The 17466-nt window shown below is 60.8% G+C and carries 18 protein-coding genes; 2 read left to right on the forward strand and 16 right to left on the reverse strand.

Annotation, left to right across the window (positions count from 1 at the left end; all coding sequences use genetic code 11):
• Positions 1-25: 25 nt before the first annotated feature.
• A complete protein-coding gene (locus U5A08_RS22285; RefSeq protein ID WP_253398095.1) occupies positions 26-997 on the forward strand; it encodes a magnesium and cobalt transport protein CorA in 972 nt (323 codons plus the stop codon).
• Here U5A08_RS22285 and U5A08_RS22290 read toward each other — a convergent pair.
• From U5A08_RS22290 to U5A08_RS22300, 3 genes are all read right to left on the reverse strand, one after another.
• Complete coding sequence (locus tag U5A08_RS22290) at positions 994-1719, reverse strand: amidotransferase (RefSeq protein WP_253398097.1); 726 nt, start codon at positions 1717-1719, stop codon at positions 994-996. The genes U5A08_RS22285 and U5A08_RS22290 overlap by 4 nt on opposite strands.
• A gap of 118 nt (positions 1720-1837) precedes the next feature.
• Positions 1838-3985 (reverse strand): 3-hydroxyacyl-CoA dehydrogenase NAD-binding domain-containing protein, encoded by a 2148-nt coding sequence (locus U5A08_RS22295; protein WP_321848634.1) that lies wholly within the window; start codon positions 3983-3985, stop codon positions 1838-1840.
• A 15-nt stretch (positions 3986-4000) separates the two neighbouring features.
• Complete coding sequence (locus tag U5A08_RS22300; RefSeq protein WP_253398101.1) at positions 4001-5206, reverse strand: acetyl-CoA C-acetyltransferase; 1206 nt, start codon at positions 5204-5206, stop codon at positions 4001-4003.
• 640 nt (positions 5207-5846) lie between these two features.
• Here U5A08_RS22300 and U5A08_RS22305 point away from each other — a divergent pair.
• Positions 5847-6653: a c-type cytochrome gene (locus U5A08_RS22305; RefSeq protein WP_321848638.1), complete on the forward strand. Its 807-nt coding sequence runs from the start codon at positions 5847-5849 to the stop codon at positions 6651-6653.
• Between the two features lies 1 nt (position 6654).
• Here the strand turns inward: U5A08_RS22305 and U5A08_RS22310 are convergent, their stop codons facing one another.
• From U5A08_RS22310 to U5A08_RS22370, 13 genes are all read right to left on the reverse strand, one after another.
• The gene (locus tag U5A08_RS22310; RefSeq protein ID WP_253398105.1) at positions 6655-7458 is read right to left on the reverse strand and encodes a transglutaminase family protein; all 804 of its coding nucleotides are present in this window, start codon (positions 7456-7458) and stop codon (positions 6655-6657) included.
• Positions 7455-8405, reverse strand: a complete 951-nt coding sequence (locus tag U5A08_RS22315) for an alpha-E domain-containing protein (protein WP_321848640.1) — start codon at positions 8403-8405, stop codon at positions 7455-7457. The genes U5A08_RS22310 and U5A08_RS22315 overlap by 4 nt, the downstream gene beginning before the upstream one ends.
• Before the next feature lie 4 nt (positions 8406-8409).
• On the reverse strand, positions 8410-9819 hold the full coding sequence (locus U5A08_RS22320; RefSeq protein WP_321848642.1) for a circularly permuted type 2 ATP-grasp protein: 1410 nt from the start codon (positions 9817-9819) through the stop codon (positions 8410-8412).
• Positions 9820-10267: 448 nt separating this feature from the next.
• Entirely contained in the window at positions 10268-10609 is a 342-nt protein-coding gene (locus tag U5A08_RS22325; RefSeq protein WP_003193463.1) for a ribonuclease E inhibitor RraB, read from the reverse strand.
• Positions 10610-10821: 212 nt separating this feature from the next.
• Positions 10822-11058 (reverse strand): hypothetical protein, encoded by a 237-nt coding sequence (locus U5A08_RS22330; protein WP_321848643.1) that lies wholly within the window; start codon positions 11056-11058, stop codon positions 10822-10824.
• Between the two features lie 103 nt (positions 11059-11161).
• Positions 11162-11767 carry an START domain-containing protein gene (locus U5A08_RS22335; protein ID WP_253398111.1) on the reverse strand — a complete coding sequence of 202 codons (606 nt, stop codon included), beginning with the start codon at positions 11765-11767 and terminating at the stop codon, positions 11162-11164.
• A 40-nt stretch (positions 11768-11807) separates the two neighbouring features.
• On the reverse strand, positions 11808-12062 hold the full coding sequence (locus U5A08_RS22340) for a YkgJ family cysteine cluster protein (protein ID WP_247402639.1): 255 nt from the start codon (positions 12060-12062) through the stop codon (positions 11808-11810).
• A 162-nt stretch (positions 12063-12224) separates the two neighbouring features.
• Positions 12225-12716 carry a translation initiation factor 2 gene (locus U5A08_RS22345; RefSeq protein ID WP_321848647.1) on the reverse strand — a complete coding sequence of 164 codons (492 nt, stop codon included), beginning with the start codon at positions 12714-12716 and terminating at the stop codon, positions 12225-12227.
• A gap of 104 nt (positions 12717-12820) precedes the next feature.
• A complete protein-coding gene (locus U5A08_RS22350; protein ID WP_005790467.1) occupies positions 12821-14260 on the reverse strand; it encodes an aminotransferase-like domain-containing protein in 1440 nt (479 codons plus the stop codon).
• 204 nt (positions 14261-14464) lie between these two features.
• Positions 14465-15280: an OmpA family protein gene (locus U5A08_RS22355; protein WP_253398115.1), complete on the reverse strand. Its 816-nt coding sequence runs from the start codon at positions 15278-15280 to the stop codon at positions 14465-14467.
• Positions 15277-15639, reverse strand: a complete 363-nt coding sequence (locus U5A08_RS22360) for a DUF4398 domain-containing protein (protein WP_253398117.1) — start codon at positions 15637-15639, stop codon at positions 15277-15279. Before U5A08_RS22360 ends, U5A08_RS22355 begins: the two co-directional genes overlap by 4 nt.
• Positions 15640-15648: 9 nt before the next feature.
• Positions 15649-16467: a substrate-binding periplasmic protein gene (locus tag U5A08_RS22365; RefSeq protein ID WP_253398119.1), complete on the reverse strand. Its 819-nt coding sequence runs from the start codon at positions 16465-16467 to the stop codon at positions 15649-15651.
• A gap of 68 nt (positions 16468-16535) precedes the next feature.
• Positions 16536-17465: an electron transfer flavoprotein subunit alpha/FixB family protein gene (locus U5A08_RS22370; protein ID WP_253398121.1), complete on the reverse strand. Its 930-nt coding sequence runs from the start codon at positions 17463-17465 to the stop codon at positions 16536-16538.
• Between the last annotated feature and the right edge of the window lies 1 nt (position 17466).

Here is a 17466-nt window from a genome sequence, read left to right on the forward strand (position 1 = left end):
CCCCTGATAAGAAGTGATCGGCACCATGGGTAGAGTTGTTGCGGCCGCTGTTTATAGCGCCGGAAAGAAAGTTACCGATATAACCCTCGACGAAGGCGCGGCCTGGGCCGCCAAACCCGGGCATTTTGTCTGGATAGGCCTGGAAGAGCCCGACGCCCAAGAACTGGCCAACCTGCAACGCCAGTTCAACCTGCATGAACTGGCCATCGAAGACGCCCTGGAAAAACACAGCCGCCCCAAGCTGGAAACCTTCGGCGACGCGCTGTTTATCGTCACTTATTCACCGGTGCGCGAAAACGGCAAGCTGGTGTTTATCGAGACCCATATCTTTGCCGGCAACGGCTACATCATCACGGCGCGCAACGGGCACTCTGCGTCCTACGGCTTTGTGCGCCAGCGCTGTGAGGCGCGACCATTGTTACTGGAGCATGGGGAAGATTTCGTACTCTATGCGCTGCTGGATTTCGTCACCGGAAACTATCAGCCGGTGAGCGAGGCGATCCACGCCGAGATCGATGAGCTGGAGCGCAACGTGCTGTGCAGCTCACTCAATGAACACGATGTCCAGAACCTCCACGGCCTGCGCCGTGACGTGCTGCGCCTGCGCCGCTATGTGGCCCCGATGGTGGAGATCAGCGAGGAGCTGCAGAAGCTGAGTTTTCCGTTTATCGACAAGAACATGCGCCCGTATTTTCGTGATGTACAAATCCACGTCACACGGCAGATGGAAGACCTGGCCACCCTGCGCGACATCGCCAGCCAGACCATCGAGATCGGTGTGTTGCTGGAGGCCTCGCGCCAGAGCGTGGTGCAGCGCAAGTTCGCCGCGTGGGCGGCGATCCTGGCGTTCCCCACGGCGGTGGCAGGGATTTACGGGATGAACTTCCAGAATATGCCCGAGTTGCAGTGGCATTACGGCTATTTTGCCGTGCTGGGGTTCATCGCCGTAGGGTGCAGCGGGTTGTGGGCCAGCTTCAAGCGTTCGGGCTGGCTTTAAACCTTGGCTTCAGGCTTGTGCGCGACGAAGCGCATCATCCACTCCGCCACGGTCACACCGTGGTGGTCGCGCGCCAGGCTGGCGACGCCATTCTTGTAGACCTTCTCGCCCAAGGTTGTCTGAAGAATCTCCAACAACTCGCGGGAATAGTCGTGGATGAACTCCGGGTGCCCCTGGAAGCACAGCACCTGGTCGCCGATGTGGTACGCCGCAAACGGGCAAAATTCGCTGGAAGCGATGACCGTGGCATTGTCCGGCAAGGTGGTCACCTGGTCCTGGTGGCTGATCAACAACGTCAGCTCCGGTACCTCAGGGCTCATCCACGGCGCCTTGGCATCGACTTTATAGTCGTGGATGCCCATCCCCCAGCCCTGGCCGGCGCGCTCGGTCTTGCCGCCTAGCAGCAGCGCCAGCAATTGGTGGCCGAAACAGATGCCCAACAACTTGTCGCCGCGCTCATAGCGGTCGAGCAGGTAGGTTTTGAGCGTCTGAATCCAAGGGTCGGTGCCAAACGAGTCGGCCTTGCTGCCGGTTACCAGGTACGCGTCAAACACCTCATCATCCGAGGGGTATTCACCCTGCACCACGTTGTACACGACAAACTCGGCGGGGATCGGCTGCTTGGAGAACAGGCGCTTGAACATCTGCCCGTAACCTTGGTACTGATCAATCAAGCCTGGACGCAGGATATCGGTTTCCAGGATGCAGACGCGTAGCGACATAAAAAATACCTGACACGGCGATGGGAATATTGAACACCCACAGAGCCTGCCTTGAAATACCCCCGCAACGCAAGCCCGCGCACAGTGGATCGCTATCGTTCAGTGGGCAGCGTAGTGGTCAGACAAATACTTCACCCTGTGCGGCTTTTCGCAGCAACAACGCCGGCGGCGCGAAGCGTTCGCCATACTGCTCGGCCAGGTAGCGCGCGCGCGCAATAAAGTCATTCAAGCCGTACTGGTTGATAAATTGCAGCGCGCCACCCGTCCACGCAGCAAAGCCGATGCCGAAGATCGAGCCGACGTTGGCATCCGCCGTGGACATCAACACGCCCTCCTCCACGCAGCGCACGGTTTCGATGGCCTGGATAAACAACAAACGGTCGCGCACATCCTGAGCTGAAATGCGTTGGTCAGGGCGCTCGAATCGGCTTTTCAGTTCCGGCCACAAATACTTCTGTCCGCCTGCGGGGTACTCATAGAAGCCGCCCCCCGCCGCCTTGCCCGTGCGTTTGTACTCGTTGACCAATAGATCAATCACCTGCGTCGCCGGATGGATTGGCAGCACTTTACCTTCGGCCTGCAGATCCTTAGCCGTCTGCTGTCGGATATGGCTCATCAGGCTGAGGGACACTTCGTCGGACACCGCCAGCGGCCCCACCGGCATACCGGCCTTGCGCGCCTCGGTCTCGATCATCGGTGCAGCCACGCCTTCGCCGAGCATGGCGATGCCTTCGTTAGTGAATGTGCCGAACACCCGCGAGGTGAAGAAGCCGCGACTGTCGTTGACCACAATCGGGGTTTTGTTGATTTGCAGGACGAAGTCGAAACCACGCGCCAGGGTTTCGTCCGAGGTCTGCGTGCCCTTGATGATTTCCACCAGCGGCATCTTGTCCACCGGGCTGAAGAAGTGCAGGCCGATAAACCTGGCTTGATCCGCCACCGCCGTGGCCAGGCCGCTGATGGGCAAGGTGGAGGTGTTGGAAGCGATCACCGCCTCGGAGCCGACCACGTTTTGCGCGGCGGCAGAGACCCTGGCCTTGAGCTCACGGTCTTCGAACACGGCTTCGATGATCAGGTCGCAGCCGGCCAGGTCGGCGTCAGACTGCGTAGGATAAATACGCGCCAAGGTGGCTTCGCGCTGCTCGGCGGTCAATTGCCCACGGCTGACCTTCTTGTCCAGCAGCGTGGCCGAGTGCGCCTTGCCTTTCTCGGCGGACGCGAGGTCGATGTCCTTGAGCACCACCTCAACACCTGCGCAGGCGCTGACGTAGGCAATCCCCGCGCCCATCATCCCGGCACCAAGCACGCCGACTTTACGCGTGACGTAAGGCGCAAAGCCCTGGGGGCGCGAACGCCCGGCGTTGATGTCATTGAGCTGGAACCAGAAGGTGCCGATCATGTTTTTCGCCACCTGCCCGGTGACCAATTCGGTGAAGTAGCGGGTTTCGATCAGGTGTGCGGTGTCGAAATCCACCTGGGCGCCTTCCACCGCGGCGCAGAGAATTTTCTCCGGCGCCGGGAAGCAGCCATTGGTTTTGCTGCGCAGGATCGATGGCGCGATGGCGAGCATCTGCGCGACTTTCGGGCTAGACGGCGTGCCTCCGGGGATCTGGTAGGCCTTGTTGTCCCAAGGTTGCGCAGCCTCAGGGTGGGCGAGAATCCAGGCGCGGGCCTTGGCCAGCAGTTCGTCGCGATCCGCCGCCAGCGCGTCGATCAAGCCTGCTTGCAGGGCCTGCTGCGGTCGGATTTTTTTACCCTCCAGCAAATAGGGCAGGGCTTTTTCCAAACCCAGCAGGCGCACCATCCGCACCACGCCACCGCCGCCCGGCAACAGGCCCAGGGTGACTTCCGGCAGACCGAGCGGTACCGACTGGTCGTCCAGCGCGACCCGGTAATGACACGCCAGGCAAATCTCCCAGCCGCCGCCGAGGGCTGCGCCATTGATTGCGGCAACCACCGGCTTGCCAAGGGTTTCCAGGCTGCGCAGTTGCGCCTTCAATACCCGCACACTGTCGGAGAATTCCTTGGCGTGAGCCTTGTCGACCTTGATCAATTCATTGAGGTCGCCGCCGGCAAAGAACGTCTTCTTCGCCGAGGTGATGACCACGCCGGCGATCTCGTCCTTTTCCGCTTGCAGACGCGTCACGGTGGCCGCCATGGCCTCGCGGTACACGGCGTTCATGGTGTTGGCGCTCTGGCCAGGCATGTCGAGGGTCAGTACCACGATCTGGTCCTGGCCCTTTTCGTAACGAATGGCTTCGGTCATGACAATTCCTTGGGCTCAGAGGCGTTCGATAATGGTAGCGATGCCCATGCCACCGCCGACACACAGGGTGGCCAGGCCGTAGCGTTGTTGGCGCACTTCCAGTTCGTCGAGCAAGGTGCCGAGGATCGCGCAACCCGTGGCGCCCAGCGGGTGGCCCATGGCGATCGAGCCGCCGTTGACGTTGACCCGGGCGGCGTCGATGCGCATGTCCTTGATGAACTTGAGTACCACCGAGGCGAAGGCCTCGTTGACCTCGAACAGGTCGATGTCTTCGACGCGCAGCCCAGCCTTGGCCAACGCCTTGCGTGTGGCCGGTGCGGGGCCGGTGAGCATGATCGTAGGGTCGGTGCTGGTGACCGCCGTGGCGACAATCCGCGCCCGCGGCTGCAGGCCCAACTCGCGGCCCTTGGCTTCCGAGCCGATCAACATCAACGCGGCACCGTCGACAATACCGGAGCTGTTGCCGGGGGTGTGGACATGGTCGATCCGCTCGACATGGCTGTAGACCCGCAGTGCGGTGGCGTCAAAGCCCATCTGCCCGATCATCTCGAAGCTGGGCTTGAGCTTGCCCAGGCCTTCGAGCGTGGAGTCGGCACGGATAAATTCATCGTGGTCCAACAGCACAATGCCGTTCTGGTCCTGCACCGCGATCAGCGACTTATTGAAGGAACCGTCTGAGCGCGCCCTGGCTGCTTTCTGCTGGGAATGCAGGGCGAAGGCGTCGACGTGCTGGCGACTGAAGCCTTCCAAGGTCGCGATCAAATCCGCGCCAATGCCTTGGGGCGTGAAGTGACTGTGCAGATTGGTTTGTGGGTCGAGCACCCAGGCGCCGCCATCGCTGCCCATGGGTACGCGGGACATCGACTCGACGCCACCGACCACCACCAGGTCCTCGAAGCCGGAACGCACTTTCATCGCCCCCAGGTTCACCGCCTCAAGGCCCGAGGCGCAGAAGCGGTTGACCTGGAGACCGGCGACGCTGACGTCCCAGTCCGCCACCAGCGCGGCGGTCTTGGCGATGTCGGCGCCCTGGTCCCCCACGGGGGTGACGCAGCCGAGGACGATGTCATCCACCTGGCGGGTGTCGAGGTCGCTGCGCCGGGCCAGCGCAGTCAGCAAACCTGCCACCAGGTTTACCGGCTTGACGCTGTACAAGGCACCGTCGGCCTTGCCTTTGCCCCGGGGCGTGCGTATCGCATCAAAGATCAAAGCTTGGGTCATGACGTCCTCGAACCGCTGTGCAGGTGTGCCCTTACCTTAGGCCCGATTGACACGGTTTCAATGACGGATGCGCTCATTGCTTTTGACCCCCTCGCTCGGACGAACGGTAGCGGGCGAGTGCAATCCTTTGATTAATCGTTTTAGCGGTCTAGCCAAGGCATTGGCGCCAAGATGGCGATAGGCCTCATACCTATTTAACTAAAATATACGACTGGGTGATACGAAATGGATCTAAGCCAGGCAGAACGAGGGCTCTAAGGTTCACTCAGTAGGAAGTTGCTGCCGGGTTTTGCTGGAGCAACCGTAAGAAAAGTGACACGTCACGTTGCGATACTGAAATAAACCGGCACGCATTTGACGCTCAGGAATAACAACAAAAGGCAGTCAGCCATGTTCAAGCATTCGAAAGTACGTCAGGCGGGACTTATTCTGTTCGCCACCACACTGATTCTGATCCTGCCCAACCTGACCAAGGTGCTTGGCTGACGAATCACACACCCCATTCTGTGCATCAGGCTTTCCGTTTTTGGCAGCGCCTGCCGGGACATTGCGAATAGCGGTCCTGTTGCAGGGGCTGCCGTTTTGCCTGGGAAATTTCCGGTATCTTAGGCGCCATTCCCTCTCGCACCGGGCCTCCCTCTTGAAATCGATCCTCGCCCTCCTCGCCGTGTTCCTCGCCCTGCCCGCTGCCGCCGCGCAGTTGACCATTGAGTTGGACCACGCCAGCAAGACCTGGCAGACCGCCGACCTGCTCAAGCACCCCGATGCACAGACGGTGCATATCGTTAATGACGTTTCCTACAAGCGCAACATGACGTATCGCGCAGTCCCGCTGGCGGCACTCTTACCGGGTCTGCAGGCGAAAAACCATCTGCAGGCCGTTGCTCTCGATGGGTTCGCCGCCGAACTGAACGCCGCACCTTTGCTGGAAACCCACGGCGCCCGCGCCTGGCTGGCGGTGGAAGACCCCACCCAGCCGTGGCCCGCGCTGGCCGAGGGCAAACCGAGTGCCGGGCCGTTCTACCTGGTGTGGACGAACCCTCAGGCGGGGCACATCAGCCCCGAGCAATGGCCGTTCCAGATCGCCGGGATCAAGCAGTTGCAGACGGTCGCCGAGCGCTTTCCGGCGTTGTTGCCCGACCCGAAGCTGAGTGCGGATGATCCGGTCAACCGAGGCTTTGCGCTGTTCCAGAAAAACTGCATGGCCTGTCACCGCCTCAATGGAGCTGGTGATGCACAGGTGGGGCCGGACCTGAACATTCCCTACAACCCCACCGAATATTTCAGCGGCGATTTCCTCAAGCGCTATATCCGCGACCCGCAAAGCCTGCGCCGCTGGCCCCAGGCGAAAATGCCGGCTTTCGCCGCCGGTGTGTTGCCCGACAGCGAGCTAACGTTGTTGGTGGGGTATTTGAAGCATATGGCCGGACGTAAGCAGCAGCCCTGAGTTATTGCTGCTGCACCAAAACCAGCGGCGTCGGCGCCACAAACACCTTGGCATGCATCTGCTCATGCCCGCCGCCGCGACGCATGCCGCGCACCGGGCAAGCGTCCAGATAATCCAGGCCCACGGCCAGTTTCAGGTGCCGCTCCGGCCGCGCCAGTTGGTTGGTCACGTCAAAGCTGTACCAGGCGTCGTCCAGCCAGGCTTCGGCCCAGGCGTGACTGGCCAGGTGCGTGCTGTCCTCGGTGTACAAATACCCCGACACATACCGCGCCGGAATCCCCAGGCTGCGCGCACAGGCCAGAAACGCGTGGGTGTGGTCCTGGCAGACACCCGCACGCCCCGCGAAGGCCTCGGCGGCGCTGGTGTCGACCTCGGTGGCGCCGGGTGTGTAGACCATCGAGTGGTTGAGCGCGTGCATCAGATCGATCAGGGCGCTGCGGTCGCGGCGCTGATGGCAATGCTGCTCGGCAAAGCGACGCAAGGCTTCGTCAGGCTCGGTCAGGCGCGTGCTGCGCAAGAACGGGAAGGCTGACTGGCTCTCGTGCTCAGCCTCGCGCAACTCGTCGATATCCACCTGGCCACGGGCGCCAATGATGATGGCGTCGTGGGGCTCGTCCAAGGTCAGTACATGCAGGATATTGCCGAACGGGTCGACCTGGGCGCGCACCGGACGCGGCAGGTCCAGTTGCCAACTGATTACGTGCTGGCGCTCGCTATCGTGGGGCGTAAGACGCAGGTACTGGATGCTTGCGCGCACCTGATCGTCGTAGTGGTAGGTGGTTTCGTGGCTGATGGAGAGTCTCATGCCGCCTCCAGGTAGGAACTGTAGATGGCGTCGCCCAACTGGCGGACCAAGGGAATAAAGTCGGTCAGCCAGGCGTGCAGGCCTTCCTCGAGGATTTCGTCGATCGCGGTAAAGCGCAGGCGTGCGTCCATTTCGGCGGCCAGGCGCTGGGCCGGGCGGCCGTTGAGGCCGGGCAGGCTGGCGAGGATCTGGTCGATCTCTTCGCTGCAGGCCCGCAACGAGCGCGGTACATCGGCACGCAACAGCAACAGCTCCGCCACTTGCCGGGCGCCGGGGGCGTCGCGGTAGATTTCAGTGTAGGCCTCGAACGACGACAACGCGCGCAACAAGGCACTCCACTGGTAGTACGCGTGGGCCGTGCCATCGCTGACCGCTTCGGCCTGGTCGCCGGCCATTTCATAGCGCGCATCCAGCAGGCGCAGGGTGTTGTCGGCGCGCTCGATGAACGTGCCCAGGCGGATAAAGCGGAAGGCATCGTTGCGCATGATGGTGCCGTAGGTCGCCCCACGAAACAGGTGCGAACGCTCCTTGACCCACTCACAGAACCGGCTCATGCCGTAGCGGCTCAAGCCCTGCTGGGCGATATCGCGGATATCCAGCCAGGTGGCGTTGATGTTTTCCCACATGTCGGCGGTGATTCGCCCACGCACGGCATGGGCACTCGCCCGCGCAGCGCCGAGGCAACTGTAGATGCTCGCCGGGTTGGCCGCGTCCAGCGCGAAAAAGTGCAGCAGGCGTTCGGCGTGCAGTTCGCCGTGGCGTTCGTGGTAGTCCTCCAAGGTGCCGGTGATCAACAACGGCATGGCCAATTCATGCAAACCGTCGCCGCGTCCGTCCTGGGGCATCAGCGACAGCGAATAGCTGACGTCGAGCATGCGCGCGAGGTTTTCCGCACGTTCCAGGTAGCGCGACATCCAGTACAAATCCGAGGCAGTTCTACTCAACATGGCATCAGTCCTCAACCACCCAAGTGTCTTTGGTGCCGCCGCCCTGGGACGAGTTGACCACCAGCGAGCCTTCGCGCAAGGCCACGCGGGTCAGGCCGCCGGGCACCACACGGGTTTCCTTGCCGGACAACACGAACGGGCGCAGGTCGATATGGCGCGGGGCGATACCGTTTTCGACAAAGGTCGGGCAGGTGGATAAACACAGGGTCGGCTGTGCGATATAGGCATGGGGCTTGGCCTTGATACGGGCGCGGAAGGCTTCGATTTCCGCCGCGCTGGAGGCCGGACCGACGAGCATGCCGTAGCCGCCGGAGCCTTGGGTTTCCTTGACCACCAGGTGCGGCAGGTTAGCCAGTACGTGGGACAGTTCGTCGGGCTTACGGCATTGGAAGGTCGGAACGTTCTTCAGAATCGGTTCTTCATCCAGGTAAAAACGGATCATCTCGGTGACAAAGGGATACACCGACTTGTCATCCGCCACCCCGGTGCCGATCGCGTTGGCCAACACCACGTTGCCCGAACGATAGGCTGCAAGCAGGCCGGGGACGCCGAGCATGGAGTCCGGGTTGAAGGCCAGCGGGTCGAGAAATGCATCGTCGAGGCGCCGATAGATCACATCCACGGCCTTGGGACCGTCGGTGGTGCGCATGAATACGCGGTCATCGCGCACGAACAGGTCGGCGCCCTCCACCAGTTCCACGCCCATTTCCCGGGCGAGGAAGGCATGCTCAAAGAACGCACTGTTGAAACGCCCGGGAGTCAGCACCACCACACTCGGGTTATCCAGGGGGCTCGAGCTTTTCAGGGTGTCGAGCAGCAAATTGGGGTAGTGGTCGATCGGCGCGATACGCTGGGCCGCGAACAGCTCGGGGAACAGGCGCATCATCATCTTGCGGTCTTCGAGCATGTAGCTGACGCCGCTCGGGGTCCGCAGGTTGTCCTCCAGCACGTAGTAGGTGCCGTCGCCATCGCGAACGAGATCGACGCCGGAGACGTGGGAATACAGATCGCGGTGCAGATTCAAGCCCTGCATGGCCAACTGATATTGCTCGTTGGCCAGCACCTGTTCGGCGGGGATGATCCCGGCCTTGATGATGCGTTGTTCATGGTAGAGGTCGGCGAGAAACATGTTCAGCGCCTTGACCCGCTGAATGCAGCCACGTTCGACAATCCGCCATTCACTCGCCGGAATGCTGCGCGGGATGGTGTCGAAGGGAATCAAGCGCTCGGTGCCCTGTTCATCCCCGTAAAGGGTGAAGGTGATCCCGGCGCGGTGAAACAGCAAATCGGCTTCGCGCCGGCGCTGGGCCAGCAATTCAGCAGGGGTTTCAGCCAACCAGCGGGCGAACTCGCGGTAATGGGGGCGAACCAGCCCTGCCCCATCGTACATTTCGTCGTAATAAGTGCGGATCATGCCGTACTCCTTGTCACCCGGACGCGAGAATCATCGCAAGGCCCGTGCCAGCGGCATAAACACTTAAAAATCAGTGAGTTAAATAATAACGGACAGCTAAGCGCACCATCCTGGTGCGCAGAATGCCCAGCGTCCGGCCGCACGCTTCATCACAATGCGGGCTTTGACTATCAACAGCATAGCCAGAGTTGATTTCACTGCCCGGCCACCGTTGCGGATAATCGCCACCATCTGCTGAACAGGACCCGTCCTACAGCCCAATCCATCGCGTAATCGGTACCGTGTGCCCTCGTGTACCGACCGACTCCTCCGGTCTTCCCTTTCGGCCACCCTGCTCGGGTGGCTTTTTTTTGCCTGAAAATACAGCGCAAGTTTCGCCCGCTTTCAGACGCCACAAACAAAATCGGCCGACCCAAAGGTCAGCCGATACGCTGTGTTTCTCATACTGCTACATGGGTAACCCACGCACCTCCTGCTTGACGCCCCATCCTTCGATGATCCCGCCCAGCGGCTCGACCACCGCTTCAAAGTCTTGCTCGAAGTCTCCTATGCCGTCGTAGGTTGCAAACATGATCTTGCTCAGTTCCAAGTACCAGGCGCCATCGTCGCGCGCGCTGACCTGGGCATTCAGGGATTCGCCACGAAATCGACCCGCAGCCCTGCGCGCCCGTTCCTCGTCCGGGAAAATGGCGTAGAACTCGATGGGGTGGAACCGTGAAAAATCGAAGCCGCCCTCTTTCATGCGGCGCAGAACGTTGGTGCTGATGTCTTCTTGATAGGCTGTGCTCATGAAACGTCCTCCTCAAACCGATGGATAGACTTTCCGTGCTTCCCTAGCCGGCGCCGTACTGGCGCGGGGGCTACGACAATGACATCACCGCTGGAAAACAAGCATGTAGCTGACAAGACCAGACCTTAGCGATTCATTCGCTGATCTCACTTGCAGAGTAGCGCGAAGCTATCACCTCCACCAGAGGCGCTTGAATGGCAGACAGGGAATGTTCAGGCGGCGGGAGAGATGTCGAGGATCTGGATACTGTTCTGGTCTTTGAGAATCTTGACCGTCGGCTCGGGTTTGCGGCCGTCCAGATCATTGAGGTCCAGTTCGGCGGCCACCGGCACCAGCTTGTCGCGAATCAAGTGTGCCGCATCTTCGAGGCTGGGCTTGCGCTCGCAGGCGAATCGCTCCACGGACTGCACGCCGTGATCATCAACGAAGGTAATCTGCCAATTTTGCATCGGTGCCTCCTCGATAAAGCCCGCGTGTGGGCTTACCTCTATCTGGACCTTGAGGGCTCGCTAAACGTTCCACTCAAGGTCGCAGGCACCGGATCAACCGCGCTTACTTCTCAGCGCGTTCCTTCAGGGCTTTCAAAGTGTTGAACGGGGCGTCCACCACAAACTTGTTGGCCAACCACGAGGGCACGCTGCCGCCTGGCTCGGTGTGTACCTGGTAGGTCACTTCGGTTTCATTGGCACCTTTAGGCACCAGTTTCCAGTAGCCTTCGACCTGGGCCACGCGCACGTAGCCCTTCACTTCCGGCTGATAGGTCGGCACTTCCAGCAGGGTGCGGGTCACGCTGCCATCGGCGGCCTTGGCCGTGGTGATTTCCAGGATCGAATCGCGGTCGGTCACCGGGAACGGTGCCTTGAATTGGGTGTAGGTCCAGCTCTTGACGCCCTCCTGCTTGAGCAGTTTTTGCGACTTGCAGTCATGAATCCAGGCGCAGGCACCGACCGCATCTTCCTGCAAGGCCTCGATCTTGGCCACGGGTGCCTTGATCACTGTCACACCGCGATACGCCTTGTACTTGGAACCGGCGACTTCGCTCAGCGACACCTTGATCCCGTCTTCGTCCTTGGCGACTTGCCAATCCTCAGCCTGAGCAGTGGCAGCAAACAACACCGTAAAACCGCACAACACAGCCATTCGTTTCAGCGAACCCATTGTTGTATTCCTTATTGTTGAAGTTCCGATAGTAAAGCCATCAAGCCGCCGTCATCTGCTCCCACCAGCCGATCAACCTGATCGCATCGGCCTGGTCGGTGCCGCAGACCTCGATATCCGCCTTGAAATCACTGCACACCGCCGGCCGTTCCGGTTGCCCGAACAACTGGCATAAGTGTTCGACCGACAGGTGCAGACAGCGTTCGCCCGCGGGTTTGCCCTGGGGCATTCCCGGCAGCGGTGAACTGATGGAGGGGGCGATGCAGCAAGCGCCACAGCCTTCACGGCATTTCATGACCAGCAGGTCCTCGACGGCTCAATAGGGATGGCCGGGCTAGAGTACGCCCTTAAACAGCCGTTTTAAAATGGTCTAACAGGGGTTTTTCGCAGAAAACAAAAGTGACTGACCAGTCTGCGACAGATGGTCGAGTGTCGACGTCACCTGCGTAGGAAAAGTTTATTGCTTGAATTCGAAATCCAGCGCCGCGCCTTCCACGTCTCGCCGTTCTTCGTTGCGCAGTTGCAGCCTCATCTCATTGCTGAGCAGGCGGCCGTTGATCTGGAATGCACTGTTGTCAGACGGCTTCTCGCCAAACATTGGCGGCAACAACGGTACGTTTTTGGGCGCGGGCATGCTGCCGATGGGCTGCAAGTGCCTGACCATGTCGGAGGGCAGGGACAAATCCAACTGTGCCGGTGGCAATTGGGTCTGGGCCACTTCGTGGGCGGACTTGGACTTGCTCGCAATCGGCGCGCGTTTTTTTACCGGCGTGTTTTTTTTGTTCGTGGCCGAGGCTTTTTTGGCCGGGGTCGGTTTTTTTGCGGGCGTTTTCTGCTCGGTGCTCGCGGCCGGGGCGGGGTTGACCACAGGCGTTGCCGCCAGCGTGGCGCCGACATTACTCAGGCTGAACAGGCTAATCACTAAAACAGCGCGAAAAATAGAAGTCATATTGCCAACAGCATTAACGGCAGAGGGCCATATGCTCGCTTGTTGAGGGCAGCATGACAAGCGCGGTGATCAGCCAGCTATCAGAGTTGTCTGATTGGCGAACCTCAAAAACCGGCGGCGGTCTCCTGGCATAACTGACTGGCGAGCATCCCCAAGGTCATCAGCGCCCGCTCTGCCTCGCGGTTCCACGGCGTGCCGCAGTTAAGACGAATACAGTGGTTGAACTGTTCCGTATTACTGAAGATCAACCCCGGTGCGATGCTGATGCCCTGTTGCAATGCACGCACATGCAGTTCCTGGGTATTGACCCGCCCCGGCAAACTGACCCACAGGATAAAACCGCCGGTCGGACGGGTCATCTGGGTGCCTTCGGGGAAATACTGCTGAACCGCCAGTTGGAAAGCACTGAGGTTCTTGCGATATTCCTGGCGGATGTAACGCAGGTGCCGATCGTAACCGCCGTTCTCCAGGTACGCGGCGACGCCCATCTGGGTGACGCTGCACGCCGAATGGGTGCTGAACATCTGCAAGCGCTGGATTTCCTGCTGATACTTACCGGCGATCATCCAGCCAATGCGCACGCCGGGTGACAAGGTTTTGGAAAAGCTCGAGCAATAAATCACGCGATCAAGGCGATCGTAGGCTTTCAGGGCTTTGGTGCGACCCAGCTCGAACATCAGTTCGCCGTAGATATCGTCTTCGACGATCTGGATATCGAAATCCGACGCCAGGCGCAGCAATTGTTTCTGCCGTTCCTCGGGCATGGTGCCGCCCAACGGGTTGCTCAGGCGCGTGGTCAACACCAGGGCCTTGATCGACCACTGATTGGCGGCCAATTGCAGGGCTTCAAGGCTCATACCGGTGGCGGGGTCACTGGGGATCTCTATGACCTTGAGGCCCAGCAGGTCCGCCAACTGCAGCAAGCCGTAATAGGTGGGTGACTCGGCGGCGATCAGGTCGCCCGGCCGCGTCAGCACCCGCAGCGACATCTGCAACGCATCGACACAGCCGTGGGTGATCACCACTTCGGAAGGGTCCACCACCACACCGGCATCGCGCATGCGGATCGCCACCTGGCGGCGCAACGGCTCGAAGCCGGGGCTGAACATGTAGCTGAATGCCCGTGGGCTCTGGAAGCGCGTGACCTTGGCCAACTGCTGGTGCAGTGCGCGTACCGGCAAGTAATCCACACTCGGCACGGCCGCGCCCAGCGGGAAGACGCCTTCGCGCCGCGACTCCACCAACACTTGCTGAATGATGCTGCTGCGGGTCACCAACCCCGGGCGCTCGACCCGGGCGATATCCGGCGTCGGTGCTGTCAGCGCAGGTGTCTGGTGTACGTAATACCCGGACTGCGGCCGCGCACGAATCAAGCCCTGATCTTCCAGATTGGCGTAGGCCTGTAACACCGTGGCATGGCTGACGTTGAGCTGGGAGCTCATCTTGCGCACCGAGGGCACGCGTTCGCCCGGTTGATAGACACCGCGCCGGATATCCTCAGCCAGTTGCTGGGCGATACGTTGATAAAGCAACAGATTGGTCATGACGCAGCACTCGATTTCACGGGTATTTTATTTTTGTGTGAAACATACCGGCACAGTTTAGAAGTGTACGGGGACAGTTGCCACAATAGTCGAGCGCGGGCGGCAGTGATAGAAAAAACTGTAAGGGTGGCCTGAGGAGTTTCGGGTACACCCGAAAAAAATGTGGGAGCAAGCCTCCTCCCACATTTTGCTTGCGCCAGGCGCCTAGCGGGCGGCGCCGAGCTGACCTTTTGCGTCAGAGAACACGATCTCTACCCGCCGGTTCTGCGCGCGGCCGCGCTCGGAGGCGTTGACCTCCACCGGGTACTGGTCGCCATAGCCTTCGACCTGGATGCGTTTTTCGTCGATCCCCAGGTCCACCAGCACATCGGCCACCGATTGCGCGCGGTCGCGGGACAGTTGGAGGTTTTCCTGCTCGCCGCCGGTGCTGTCGGTGTAACCCTCGATACGCACGATGCGTTTGGGGTTCAGTTGCAGAAACTGGACGATTTTCAGCACGGTGCGGTTGGCCGAGTTTTTCAATTCGGCTTCGCCGGTGTCGAACAACACGTCGCCCAGGGTCATCACCAAGCCGCGATCGGTCTGGGTGGTGGCCAGGCTGGCGATCTGTTCTTCGAGCCATTTGCCTTGCTGCTGCACGCTGATCAGCTTGCTTTCACGCAGGGCCAGTTGCAGTCGCTGGCGCTCGAGTTCGAGTTTGGCGCCGTGTTCCTGGTTGAGTGCCTGCTCGGTGTGTTCGCGGGCGATCGCGCTGTAGCGCTGGCTGAGGTAAGCGTAATGCACCACGTCGGCGCCGCTGCCCCAGTAGCTGGACAAGCGATCGGCACGGGCCAGGGACTCTCCGGCGCGGATCACGTCCTTGGGCGCGAAGCGCAGCACATTGGCGTCTTCCTTGACCTTCTGGAAGTCGCTGCCCGCCTGTTGCAGGGCCTGCTCGCCATTCGGGTGGCTGGCGCAACCGCCCAGGGCCGCGCTGCCCAGCAGCACGATACAACTCAAACCACGGATCATCGGGCTCATTGGGCTTCTCCCAACTGCAATTGCTTACGCAGGCGGGTGATACGGGTATTGAGCACGTTCAGTTGTTCCTGGCTCTTGCGGGTCAACACTTGGGCTTCGGCGAGACGTGCATCCAGTTCGGCCTGTTCGGCCTGCATGCGCGCGTCCTTGTAGGACCGGTCGGCCATGTCGGCCTGGGCCTGGGTGAGTTTGCCTTCGGCCAGTTTCAGCTCAGGCGATTCATCGGGGTTGGCACCCACGGCATTGGCTTGTTCCAAGGCTTGCTGGGTGAGGCGTATTTGTTCATTCGGCGCAGGATCGGCTGCACATCCCGCCAGAGCAACGACGGCGAGTGCCGCTAAAAGAGGTCGAAAAGTCACTGAAAATCCCTACTTTGTTGGGGTGCCGACGGGTTGCTGCAATTGCGCTTTCCAGCGCTCCAGATTGCGCTGCAGCGCAGCTTGCGCCACACCAGACCCGGACAATTCTGTCATCTTTTTCGCCAGCTGTCCGCGCAGCCATGGATCATTGCACGCGGAGTTGTGGGAAATCGCCAGGTACAGGCCAGGCTGATCGACGGGTACGTCGTGGGCAATCAGGTCATTGCTCATGCCCAGGGTCTCGGCCATGGCCATGCCGGAGTAACGCCCGGCGAGTACGTAGTCCACTTCCCCGAGCAGCAGTTTCTGGAACGCAGGAGTCAACGCGGGCAGGCGTTGCAGGGTCAATTGCTGGGCGGCGAAGGTTTCAAAGTCGTGGCTCAACCGCGCCCGTTCGGACACCGCGCCCTTGTGGCCGTGCAGGTCGGTGGCCGTGGTATAGGCCAGCGCCGAATCCTTGCGGGTCCAGACCAGATAGTCGGTCTGCACCAGCGCCGGGTGGATGTAGTCGAGGGTTTCCAGCTCGCCGAGATTCAACGGCGCATCGGCGAGCAGATCCATGCGCCCGCTGCGCACTTCATCCAAGGCCTGGGAGCGCGTGCCGCCGTAGAGCAGGTCGATTTTCAGCCCAAGGTCCTGGGCCACTTGCTGCAGCATGTCGGCGGTGGCGCCGATCAGGTGCGTGGGGTCCTGGGGGTCGCGCCAGAGCAAAGGCGGCGCATCCGGGCTGCCGGTCACCACCAGGCGCTCGCATTTGCCAGCGGCCAGCGACAAGGTCGGCAGCAACAATGTGAAACCCAGCAGTACGGCCCAGGGGCGCAATTCCATGGCGAGGTGCTCCGATAAATAAAAAGCCCGGTCACAAGACCGGGCTCTTTATAAGTGAAGCGACTGGATTAGACCAGCTTCTCCAACTCAGGTACGGCTTCGAACAAGTCCGCCACCAGGCCGTAATCAGCCACCTGGAAGATCGGTGCTTCTTCGTCCTTGTTGATCGCCACGATCACCTTGGAGTCTTTCATGCCGGCCAAATGCTGGATCGCGCCGGAGATACCGACCGCGATGTACAGCTGTGGCGCAACGATCTTGCCGGTCTGGCCGACCTGCATGTCGTTGGGCACGAAACCGGCGTCGACGGCCGCGCGGGAAGCGCCGACCGCAGCGCCCAGCTTGTCGGCCAGGGCGTACAGGTGCTTGAAGTTGTCACCGTTCTGCATGCCACGCCCGCCCGAAACGACGATCTTGGCAGCAGTCAGCTCAGGACGATCCGACTTGGCCAGCTCTTCGCCAACAAAGCTGGAAAGACCAGCGTCGTGGGCAGCGGAGACGGCTTCAACGGCAGCCGAACCACCTTCGGCGGCAACCGGGTCGAAACCGGTGGCACGCACGGTGATGACCTTGACCGCAGCGCTCGATTGCACGGTGGCAATGGCGTTACCGGCGTAGATCGGGCGCTTGAAGGTGTCAGCGCTTTCGACCGAGATGATCTCGGAGATCTGGTCAACGTCCAGTTGCGCGGCAACGCGCGGCAGGATGTTTTTGCCGTTGGAGGTAGCGGCGGCCAGGATGTGGCTGTAGCCAGCACCCAGCTCTGCTACCAGCGGCGCGACGTTTTCCGGCAGTTGGTGAGCATAAGCGGCGTTGTCGGCCAGCAGTACTTTGCTCACGCCGGCGATTTTCGCAGCGGCTTCAGCCACGGCGCCAGCGCCCTGACCGGCAACCAGCACGTGGATGTCGCCACCGATTTTCGCAGCGGCAGCCACGGTGTTCAGGGTGGCCGGAGCCAGTACCTTGTTGTCGTGTTCTGCGATTACCAAGATAGTCATG

This window comes from Pseudomonas paraveronii (genome assembly GCF_963681955.1).
Classification (GTDB): Bacteria; Pseudomonadota; Gammaproteobacteria; order Pseudomonadales; family Pseudomonadaceae; genus Aquipseudomonas; species Aquipseudomonas paraveronii.